Source organism: Streptomyces sp. HSW2009, assembly GCF_040240285.1.
GTDB lineage: Bacteria > Actinomycetota > Actinomycetes > Streptomycetales > Streptomycetaceae > Streptomyces.
Window position 1 is genome coordinate 1 of the sequence record NZ_JBEHZD010000226.1, and the last position, 11684, is coordinate 11684.

1 protein-coding gene and 2 pseudogenes are annotated in these 11684 nt (G+C 72.7%); all 3 read left to right on the plus strand.

Annotated features, from left to right (window positions below):
• Positions 1–5: 5 nt before the first annotated feature.
• Positions 6–1010, plus strand: a pseudogene (locus AAHZ94_RS17875) (acyl carrier protein); the annotation flags it as partial.
• Between the two features lie 61 nt (positions 1011–1071).
• Positions 1072–7407 (plus strand): annotated as a pseudogene (locus AAHZ94_RS17880) (type I polyketide synthase); the annotation flags it as partial.
• A 113-nt stretch (positions 7408–7520) separates the two neighbouring features.
• The coding region (locus tag AAHZ94_RS17885) for a type I polyketide synthase (protein WP_502964703.1) at positions 7521–11684 on the plus strand (4164 nt) is incomplete at its 3' end.

The window sequence follows — 11684 nt, forward strand, 5'->3', positions numbered from 1 at the left end:
ACAGGGTGTTGCGTCCGAAGGTGGATGCGGCGCTGCACCTGCACGAGCTGACCCGCGACCTCGACCTCTCCGCGTTCGTGGTCTTCTCCTCGGCCTCCTCCAACTTCGGTGGCGGCGGCCAGGCCAACTACGCGGCGGCCAACGCCTTCCTGGACGCCCTGGCACACCAGCGGCGCGGGCTCGGCCTCCCCGCGGTCTCCCTGGCCTGGGGCATGTGGGAGCAGCGCAGTGAGATGACCGGGGACCTCGGCGAGGCGGACCTCCAGCGCATCGCGCGGGCCGGGCTGAACGCGCTCAGCTCGCAAGAGGGCCTCGCCCTGTTCGACGACGCGCTCAGGACCGACGAGACCGTACTCGTGCCGACCCACGTGGACCTCGCCGCCCTGCGGGCCCAGGCCCACAGCGGCGACGTCCCCGCGCTGCTGCGCGGCCTGGTGCGCATGCCCCGGCGCCGGGCCGTGGCGGCGGAGACCACGCACACCGGCACCGGGTCGCTGCGGGACCGCCTGGCCGGCCTCTCCGCGGCCGACCAACACCGGGCGCTGCTCGACCTGGTGCGGGTCCAGGTGGCCACTGTCCTCGGCCATGGCTCGCCGGAGGCGGTGGAGCCCGACATGGCCTTCAAGGACATGGGCTTCGACTCGCTCACCACGGTGGAACTGCGCAACCGGCTCAACACGGAGACCGGGCTGCGGCTGTCGGCGGTACTGGTCTTCGACCACCCGACCCCCACCGCGCTGGTGGACCACCTGCGGGAGGAACTCCTGCCGGACGGCGGCACGGGCGAGCCCCTGGTCTTCGCCGAGCTCGACAAGTTGGAGCCCTTGCTCTCCCACGTGATGGACGACGGCGAGGCGCGCACGAAGGCGGCCGGACGGCTGCGGGAGCTCCTGGAGAAGCTGGTCGAGGCTTCCGACGACTCCGGCTCCGCCGAGGTGGTCGAACGGATCGGATCGTCCTCCAACGACGAACTGTTCGCCTTCATCGACAACGAGCTCGGGCTGTCCTGAACCGGCGTCCAGCGCCCTCTGCCCCCCTGACTTCACAGTTCAAAGAAAGCGACGGCACACAGTGAGCGAGACGAAGCTCCGCGACTACCTCAACAGGGTGACGACCGACCTGCACCGCACCCGGCAGCGCCTTCAAGAGGTGGAGGCGAAGCAGCGCGAGCCCATCGCGATCGTCGCGATGAGCTGTCGCTTCCCCGGCGGGATCAGCTCTCCCGAGGAACTGTGGAGCATGGTCGTGGACGGCGCCGACGGACTCTCACCGTTCCCGACGGACCGCGGCTGGCACGAGGAGGTGTACAACCCGGACCCCGACAGCCAGGGCACGAGCTATGTGAACGAGGGCGGGTTCCTACACGACGCCGCGCAGTTCGACCCCGTGTTCTTCGGGATCTCGCCGCGTGAGGCGCTGGCGATGGACCCCCAGCAGCGGCTGCTGCTTGAGGCGTCCTGGGAGGTCCTGGAGCGGGCGGGCATCGACCCGCTGTCCGTCAAGGGCACCACCGGCGGCGTGTTCATGGGCGCCGCCTTCCAGGGGTACGGCGCGGCCGGCCCGATCGAGGCCGAAGAGGTCGAGGGCCACCTGATGACGGGGCAGACGCCCGCCGTCACCTCCGGCCGGGTCTCGTACGTCCTCGGCCTCGAAGGCCCCGCGGTGACGGTGGACACGGCGTGTTCGTCGTCCCTGGTGACGCTGCACCTGGCCGCGCAGGCACTGCGCCAGGGCGAGTGCGACTTCGCCCTGGCCGGCGGCATCACCGTGATGGCCGGCCCCGGAACGTTCACCGAGTTCAGCCGCCAGCGGGGACTCGCGTCCGACGGCCGCTGCAAGCCCTTCGCCGCTGCCGCCGACGGCACCAACTGGGCCGAGGGCGTCGGCGTGCTGCTCGTGGAACGGCTGTCCGACGCCCGCCGCCTCGGCCACCCCGTGCTGGCCGTGGTGCGCGGCTCCGCGGTGAACCAGGACGGCGCCAGCAACGGCCTGACGGCCCCCAACGGCCCGTCGCAGCGCAGGGTGATCCGGCAGGCGCTCGACAACGCGGGACTCACCCCGGACGACGTCGACGTGGTGGAGGCGCACGGTACGGGCACCACGCTGGGTGACCCGATCGAGGCGCAGGCGCTGCTGGCCACCTACGGCCAGGGCCGGCCGGCGGACCGGCCGCTGTGGCTGGGGTCCATCAAGTCGAACATCGGTCACACGCAGGCGGCGGCGGGTGTCGCGGGGATCATCAAGATGGTGATGGCGATGCAGCACGGCGTCCTGCCGCAGACGCTGCACGTCGACGAGCCGACCCCGCACGTGGACTGGTCGGCGGGGGCCGTGGAACTGCTGGCCGAGGCACGGCCCTGGCCGGAGACGGGCCGGCCCCGCCGGGCGGCGATCTCCTCCTTCGCGATCAGCGGCACCAACGCGCACACCATCGTCGAGCAGGCCCCCGAAGCCGAGGAGCCGGGGCCGGCCACGCCGCAGGAGGACCCGGCAGCCGAGGTACCCGCGACGGTCGCGACCTCCGTCGTGCCGTGGCTCGTCGCCGGCAAGGGCGAGGCCGCCCTTCGGGCACAGGCCGAGCGGCTGCACGCCCGTCTGACGGCCCAGGGCTCCGCCCAGGACGACGAACTCGCGGCGGCGCCGGTGGCGGACATCGGCTACTCCCTGGCCGTGTCCCGGTCGGCGTTCGAGCACCGCGCGGCGGTGATCGGCGACGACCGCGAGAGCCTGCTGCGTGGTCTTCGGGCCGTGGCTCAGGGCGAGATTGCTCCGGGCGTGGTCAGGGCACAGGCGGTGAAGGGACGTAGGACCGCGTTCCTGTTCTCGGGTCAGGGTGCCCAACGCCTGGGCATGGGGCGGGAGTTGTACGAGGCATTCCCGGTGTTCGCCCGGGCGCTGGACGGGGCGTGTGCGCATCTGGATGTGTTGCTTGACCGTCCGCTGAAGGATGTGATGTTCGCGGCGGAGGGCAGTGCCGACGCCGAGCTGTTGAATCAGACGGCGTTCACGCAGCCCGCGTTGTTCGCGGTCGAGGTGGCGTTGTTCCGGCTGCTGGAGCAGTGGGATGTCACCCCGCACGTGCTCATCGGTCACTCGGTGGGTGAGATCGCTGCCGCGCACGTGGCGGGGGTGTTTTCGCTTGAGGACGCGTGCACGCTGATCGCCGCCCGTGGCCGCTTGATGCAGGCGTTGCCTGAGGGCGGCGCGATGGTGGCGGTGCAGGCGTCCGAGGAGGAGATCGCCGGATCGCTTGCCGGTCGTGAGGCCGAGGTGGACATCGCGGCGGTCAACGGTCCGACGGCGGTGGTGATCGCGGGTGACGAGGCCGCCGTACTGGAGATCGCCGGCCAGTGGTCGGAGCAGGGGCGCAAGACGAGCCGCCTGCGGGTCAGCCACGCCTTCCACTCGCCCCGCATGGACGCGATGCTGGACGACTTCCGCAAGGTCGTCGAAGGGCTGTCGTTCGCCTCGCCGGCCATCCCCTTCGTCTCCAACGTCACCGGAGAGCCGGCTTCGGACGCCGAGGTGTGCGCGCCGGAGTACTGGGTGCGGCACGTGCGCGCGGCCGTACGCTTCGCCGACGGTGTACGCGGCCTTGAGGCGCAGGGAGTGAACACCTTCCTGGAGGTCGGCCCGGACGCCGTGCTGTCGGTGATGGCCCAGGACTGCCTGGGCGAGCGGGCCGCGGTCAGCCCGGTGACGGTGTCGACGCTGCGCAAGGACCGGACGGAGGTCCAGGCGCTGACGGCCGCCGTCGCCGAACTCCACATCCACGGCGCCGCAGTCGACTGGGAGCAGGTCTTCGCCGGGCGCGGCGCGCGGCGGGTGGCCCTCCCCACGTACGCCTTCCAGCGCCAGCGCTACTGGCTCGACTCCATGGCAGCCGTCGGCGACGTCGGCTCGGTGGGCCTCGGAACGGTATGGCACCCGCTGCTGGGCGCCGTGCTCTCGCTGGCGGGCGGCGGCGGTGTGCTGCTCAGCGGGCGGTTGTCGATGGCCACGCACTCCTGGCTCGCCGATCACACGGTGCAGGGCATGGCGCTGGTGCCCGGGACGGCCTTCATGGAGATGGCCGCCCGCGCGGGTGACCAAGTGGGATGTCCCCGGGTCGATGAGCTGGTGATCGAGGCGCCCCTGGTGATGCCCGAGCGCGGCGGGGTGCAGATCCAGGTCGAGGTGGGGGACGTCGACGCCGCGGGCCACCGCGAGGTGAGCGTCTACTCGCGGATCGAGTCCGACGAGGACCGGGCCGACCTCGGGAATCCCTGGGTACGGCACGCACACGGTGTGCTCACCCCGTCCGGCCCGGCAGCCTCCTTCGACTTCAAGAAGTGGCCGCCCTCCGGGTCCAAGCCCGTCGACATCTCCGGCGGGTACGAGCACGCCGCCGAACACGGGCTGCGCTACGGCCCCGCGTTCCAGGGGCTGCGGCGCGCCTGGCGACGCGGCGACGCGGTGTTCGCCGATGTCGAACTGCCCGAGGACCAGCTCGGCACCGCGAAGTACTTCGGACTGCACCCGGCGCTGTTCGACGCGGCCCTGCACGCCATCGGCGTGGGCAAGGAAGTACGCGGCGGCGACGACGCGCCGAGCGCGGGCACCCTGCTGCCGTTCTCGTGGCGAGGCTTCTCCCTGGACGCCGTCGGCGCGGGAGCGCTGCGCGTCCGGGTGGTCCCCGACGGGCGCCAGGCGGTGTCCCTGGCGATAGCCGACACGTCGGGCCGCCCGGTGGCGTCGGTCGACTCACTCGTTCTGCGGCCCATGCAGGCGGACGCGTTGCGGAACGCGAACCGGAAGACCGGCGACGCGCTGTTCCTCATGGAGTGGACGGCGAGCGCGGCCGGGCCCGCCGAGGGCGTGGCGTCGGGCTGGTCGGTGGTGCTGGGCGACGACCGCCTCGGCGTGGGCGCCGCTCTGGAGGCGTCAGGCATCACCACCGACGTGTACACGGACCCAGTGGCGCTCGGTGACGCCGTGGCGTCGGGCACGCTCATGCCCGGCACCGTGGTGCTGCCGGTGGCTTCGGACGGCTCGGCCGTGGCGGGCGAGGTGCATGCGCGGGTCGCCGAGGTACTGGAGACCGTCCAGTCCTGGGTGGCGGACGAGCGGTTCGCGGGGAGCCGGCTGGTGCTCGTGACCCGGGGGGCCGTGGACACCGGTGACGGTGTGACGGATCTGGCGGGCGCGGCCGTGTGGGGCCTTGTGCGCTCGGCGCAGTCGGAGAACCCGGGCCAGGTGGTGCTGGTCGACATCGATGACGTCGAACGGTCGGCCGGGCTGCTCGCGGGCGTGGTGGCTTCCGGCGAGGAGCAGGTGGTGGTGCGCTCCGGCGAGGTCCGCGTGCCGCGCCTGGGCCGTGCGCCGCTCCCGGGCGAGGCTCAGGAGTCGGAGGTGTTCGGTTCCGGCTCGGTACTGGTGACGGGGGCCACCGGGCTGCTCGGCGGCCTGGTGGCCCGGCACCTGGTCACCCGGCACGGCGTCCGGAAGCTGGTGCTGTTGTCCCGCCGTGGGGCGGAGGCGGACGGTGCTGCCGAGTTGCGGGCCGAACTGGCGACCGCGGGCGCCGAAGCAGTGATAGAGGCGTGCGACGTCGCGGACCGCGAGGCGCTCGCCGCGGTGCTGTCGGGGCTGCCCGAAGGGTTCGCGCCGAGCGCTGTGGTGCACGCGGCCGGGGTGCTCGACGACGGGCTCTTCGCGTCCCTGTCGCGCGAGCGGGTGAGCGCGGTGCTGCGGGCGAAGGTGGACGCGGCCTGGAACCTGCACGAACTGACCGCGGACATGGACCTGTCGGCGTTCGTCCTCTTCTCCTCGGCCGCCGGTGTGCTCGGCGCGGCCGGACAGAGCAACTACGCCGCGGCCAACGTGTTCCTGGACGGCCTCGCGTCCTGGCGGCGCGCCCAGGGGCTGCCGGGCGTCTCGCTGGCCTGGGGTCTGTGGGAACAGGCCGGCGGCATGACCGGCCACCTCGGGCAGGGTGACCTGCGCCGGGTGTCGCGTTCGGGTCTGGTGCCGCTCTCCTCCAAGGAGGGCCTGGAGCTGTTCGACGCGGGCGTCACCTCCGGCCAGGCCGTGGTGATTCCCACCCGGCTGGACCTGGGTGCGCTGCGCGCCCAGGGGGCCGCGATGCCCGCCGTGTTCCGTGCCATCGTCCCGGAGCCCACGGTCCGGCGTACGGCCCGCGCGGTCGAGTCCGAAGCCGGTGACCAGTCCGCCCAGTTGCGCCAACAACTGGCCGGGCTGTCGGAGACCGAGACCGAGGAGGCGCTGCTCGAACTGGTGCGTACGCTCGCCGCCGCGGTGCTCGGGTACACGTCACCCGACGAGGTCGACACCAGCCACGAGTTCATGGAGATGGGCTTCAACTCCCTTACGGCGGTGGAGTTCCGCAACCAGCTCGCCGCGGTCACCGGCCTCCGGTTGGACACCACGGTGGTCTTCGACTACCCGCGCCCCCTGGAGCTGGTGTCCCATCTGCGGCCCCGGATCGCGGCCGGGATCGCGTCCGCTCCCGCCGACCGCAAGCCGCAGTCGCCGTCGGCCCAGGCCGCCACGTCGACGCCCACGACCGAGCCTTCGGCGCCGCAGGCGGACGCGCCCGACACCCTGGGTTCCCTGTTCCGGGAGGCGGCGGCGCAGGGCAAGACCAAGATCGGCATGGATCTGCTGGTGAACGCCGCGCGGCTGCGTCCCACCTTCGAGGACCCGGCCGACTTCGAGGGGACCATCAGGCCCGTGCGGCTCTCCCGGGGCGCCGTGCGCCCCCGGCTGATGTGCTGCTCCTCCTACATGGCGCTGGGCGGCGTCCACCAGTACGCGCAGCTCGCCGCCTCCTTCCGGGGCAGCCGGGACGTCGCGGCCCTGCCCGCCGTGGGATTCGTCCAGGGCGAGAGCCTTCCGGCCACCCCGGAAGCGCTGTTCCGCCTCCAGGCGCGGATCGTCTCGGAGTACGCCGACGGTGCCCCGGTCGTCCTGGTCGGTTCGTCGGCCGGCGGAATGGTCGCCCACTCGGTGGCCGCCGCCCTGGAGAGCCAGGGCACACCGCCCGCGGGCGTCGTCCTGCTGGACACGTACCTGCCGGACAGCGCGAGCATCGGCCAGTTCGAGAACACCATGCTCGACGAGATGTACGAGCGGGACGCCCTCGTCTCCATGGAGGGTGTCCGGATGTCCGCCATGGGCTGGTACCTGCATCTGTTCGAGGGGTGGAAGCCGCCGGAGAGCGCGGTTCCCAGCCTCCTCGTCCGTGCGGCGGAACCGATGGGCGAGGTGGACCCGGACGCGCCGGGCTGGCAGTCGGACTGGCCGGCCGACTCCGTGATCGACGTACCCGGAACCCACTTCACGATGGTGGAGAAGCAGGCGGGTACCACCGCACAGGCCGTCGAGGACTGGGTGGCCAGCCTCTAGCGCAGCACGCGCCCGCCCGCGCCGACGGCCGCGCGGGCGGGCGCCCCACGCCGCAGCCGAGGTCGGCGCGGCCCACAGCTTTGACGCACGGTTTTACCCAAGGCAGGAGTTAGGTGAGCACCATGTTGAACGGGTCCAGTGACTCGGGAGATTCCATCGCGCAGGCTGGACCTGGCCGTGACGAGAGCCCTGAACCGCCCTCACTCGGTCCGGACTTCCACGAGCTGCCGGACTTTGAACAGCGCAGGGTTCTGTTCGACCTGGTACGCGCACACGTCGCCGCGGCGCTGCGGTCCGATTCGCCGCGCGCGCTCGACGCGGAGAGCTCGTTCCTCGACCTGGGACTGGACTCGCTCGCGGCGGTCAACCTGCACCGAGGACTGGTCGCCGCCACCGGGCTCAGCCTTGAGGTGTCACTCGCCTTCGAGTACCCGACGCCCAGCCAGCTCGTGGACCACCTCCACCGGAAGATCTTCCCCGTGGCCACAGACGACACCGCTCCCGCGCGTGCCGTCGTGGGCTCGGACGACCCCATCGCGATCGTCGGGATGAGCTGCCGTTTCCCCGGCGGCATCAACAGCCCCGAGGACCTGTGGAAGGTCGTTTCCGAGGGCGTGGACGCCATCACGCCGTTCCCCACCGACCGTGGCTGGGACCTGGAGGCGCTCTACAGCCCGGACCCGGACCGCCCCGGCACCAGCTACGCGACCGAGGGCGGGTTCATCCATGAAGTGGCCGGGTTCGACGCGGAGTTCTTCGGGATATCGCCGCGCGAGGCGCTCGCCATGGACCCGCAGCAGCGGCTGCTCCTTGAGACGAGCTGGGAGGTCTTCGAGCGGGCCGGAATCGATGTGACCGAGCTGCGGGGGAGCCGCACCGCGGTCTTCACCGGCGCTGAGCACCACGACTACGGGCCCCACCTCCAGAGCACCAAGAACGGCCTTGAGGGCTACGCGCTGACCGGCATCGCGGGCAGCGTCGCCTCCGGGCGCATCTCCTACGCCTTCGGCTTCGAGGGCCCGGCACTGACGGTGGACACGGCGTGTTCGTCGTCGCTGGTCTCCCTCCACCAGGCGGCGCACTCGCTGCGCCAGGGAGAGTGCGACCTGGCGCTCGCCACCGGCGTCGCCACCATGCCGACCCCGGGTGACTTCATCCTCTTCAGCCGTCAGCGCGGGCTCTCCTCCAACGGGCGCTGCAAGGCGTTCGGCGCCGAGGCCGACGGCACGTCATGGGCCGAGGGCGTCGGCGTCCTCCTGGTGGAGCGGCTCTCCGACGCCCGGCGCAACGGCCACGAGGTGCTGGCCATCGTGCGCGGCTCCGCCGTCAACCAGGACGGCGCCAGCAACGGCCTGACGGCCCCCAACGGGCGCTCCCAGCAGCGCGTCATCCGGCAGGCGCTGGCCAACGCCGAGCTGACAGCGGACCAGGTCGACGTGATCGAGGCGCACGGCACCGGAACCTCGCTCGGCGACCCCATCGAGGCGCAGGCGCTGATCGCCACCTACGGCGAGAGCCGCCCGGAGGGGCAGCCGGTGTGGCTGGGCTCCCTCAAGTCGAACATCGGCCACACCCAGGCGGCTGCCGGTGTGGGCGCCGTCATCAAGATGGTGATGGCCATGCGCCACGGCATCCTGCCCAAGACGCTGCACGTGGAGGTACCGACCCCGCACGTGGACTGGGCGTCGGGCGGTGTGGCGCTCCTCGCCGAGCAGCGCGCCTGGCCGGAGACCGGGCAGCCGTTCCGGGCCGGTATCTCCTCGTTCGGCATGAGCGGCACCAACGCGCACGCCATCATCGAACAGGCCCCGCCGCAGGAGCCGGCCCCCACGACGGACGCCGACGCGGACACGGCCGCCCAGCCCGTGTCCTGGCTGGTGTCTGCCAGGAGCGAGGAGGCGCTGCGGGCGCAGGCCGCGCGACTGCGCGAGCACGTGGTGCGCCACCCCGACGCGCAGCCGGTCGACGTCGGATGGTCGTCCGCCGTGACACGAGCCGCGCTCGAACACCGCGGCGTGGTGGTGGCGGCCGACCGTGAGGGGCTGCTGCGCGGCCTTGCGGCGCTCGCCGAGGGGACCGACGCTCCGGGCCTGGTGCAGGGCAGGTCCACGGCGCAGCGGGTGGCGTTCCTGTTCACCGGCCAGGGTGCCCAGCGGCTGGGCATGGGCCGTGAACTCTACGACACCTACCCGCTCTTCGCCGACGTGTTCGATGAGGCGTGCGACTACCTGGAGGTGCGCCTCGGGGCCTCCGTGCTCGACGTGGTCTTCGGCCCCGAGGACGACGCCGCCGCGACCGCTGACGAGCTCAACCAGACGATGTTCACCCAGGCCGGGCTGTTCGCCTTCGAGGTGGCCCTGTTCCGCCTGTTGGAGTCCTGGGGTGTGCGCCCCGACTTCCTGATGGGGCACTCGGTGGGCGAGATCGCCGCGGCTCACGTCGCCGGGGTGCTGTCCCTGGAGGACGCGTGCGCCCTGGTGGCGGCCCGCGGACGGCTGATGCAGGAACTGCCCGAGGGCGGCGCCATGGTGGCCGTCCAGGCATCGGAGCAGGAGGTGGCCGAGAGCCTGGCGGGCCGCGCGGACCAGGTGTCGCTGGCGGCGCTCAACGGCCCCACCTCGGTGGTGCTCTCCGGCGACGAGGACGCGGTGCTCGAAGTTGCCGGCCACTGGGAGGCCCAGGGCCGCAAGACCAAGCGGCTGCGGGTCAGCCACGCGTTCCACTCCCCCCGGATGGACGCCATGCTGGCGGAGTTCGGCCAGATCGCCGCCTGCCTGCCGTACTCGGCCCCGGCCATCCCGGTCATCTCCAACGTCACCGGCGATGTCGCGGGCGCCGAACTGACCACCCCGGAGTACTGGGTCCGCCACGTGCGGGAAGCGGTCCGCTTCGACGACGGTATGCGCCGCCTCGCCGACCTGGGCGTGACCACGTGCGTGGAACTCGGCCCCGACGCCGTGCTGACCGCGATGGGCCAGGACTGCCTGGACGCCGTCGACGCCGACGTGGCCTTCGTACCCCTGGCCCGCTCCGGGCGCGCCGAGGCCCAGACGCTGGCGGAGGCGGTCGCCACCCTGTACGCGAACGGCGTCGGCGTGGACTGGGACGCGGTGTACTCCGGGCGCGGCGCACGCCGCGTCGCCCTGCCGACCTACGCCTTCCAGCACAAGCGGTACTGGCTTGAGGCGGGCGGCGCCGTGGCCGGCGACGCCCGGAGCGTCGGCCTCGGCAGGGTGGACCACCCGCTGCTCGGCGGCCTCACCGAACTCGCCGAGGGCGACCGTACGGTGCTGACCGGACGCCTGTCGCTACAGACCCACCCGTGGCTCGCCGACCACGCCGTGGCCGGCGGAGTGCTCTTCCCCGGCACCGGATTCGTGGAGCTCGGACTGCTCGCCGGCGTCGAAACCGGGGCGGGACGGCTCGGCGAACTCACCCTCGAAACCCCGCTCCTCCTGCCGGAGCAGGGCGGTGTCCGCGTCCAGCTCGTGGTCGGCCCCGTCGACGAGTCCGGCATCCGGCCGCTGGGCGTGTACTCGCGCTCCGACAGCGACGAGCCGGGGGAGGAGTGGGTGCGGCACGCCCAGGGCGTCCTTGAGGCGGACAACGGCGCCGCGGTCACCGACAGTCTGTTGCAGTGGCCCGTCCCGGGCGCCGAGCAGGTGCCGATGGAGGGCTTCTACGCGGGGCTGGCCCAGATCGGTTACGGATACGGACCGGTCTTCCAGGGCCTGGAGGCGGTCTGGCGGCTGGACGGCGACGTCTACGCCGAGGTGGCGCTGCCGGACTCGGCCGCCCAGGAAGCCGGACGGTTCGGCCTGCACCCCGCCCTGCTCGACGCCGCTCTGCACGCCATGGAGATGGGCGACTTCGGCGGCGAGAGCGGGCGCGTGACCCTGCCGTTCTCCTTCACCGGGGTGACCCTGCACGCGGTGGGCGCCGGACGGGTGCGGGTGCGGCTGCGCCCGCAGGGCAAGGACACGGTCGCGCTGCTGGTCACCGACGCCACGGGTGCGCCCGTCGCCTCGGTGGAGTCGCTGGTGGTACGGGAGGTGGCGGCCGAGCGGTTCGCGTCCGGGCCGCGCTCCACCGGCGGCGACGGAACGCTCTTCCGGGCCAACTGGGATGTGCTCGCCACCGCCCGCGGCGGCGACCAGACCGCGGGCGGTGTGTCCACGGCCGTGGGGGGGGGGGGGCGGGCGGGGGGGGGGGGCCGGCGCCCCCCCCCCCGGGGCGGGCCCGCCGCGGGCCCCGGAGGGGGCGCGCGCGGGGCCGCC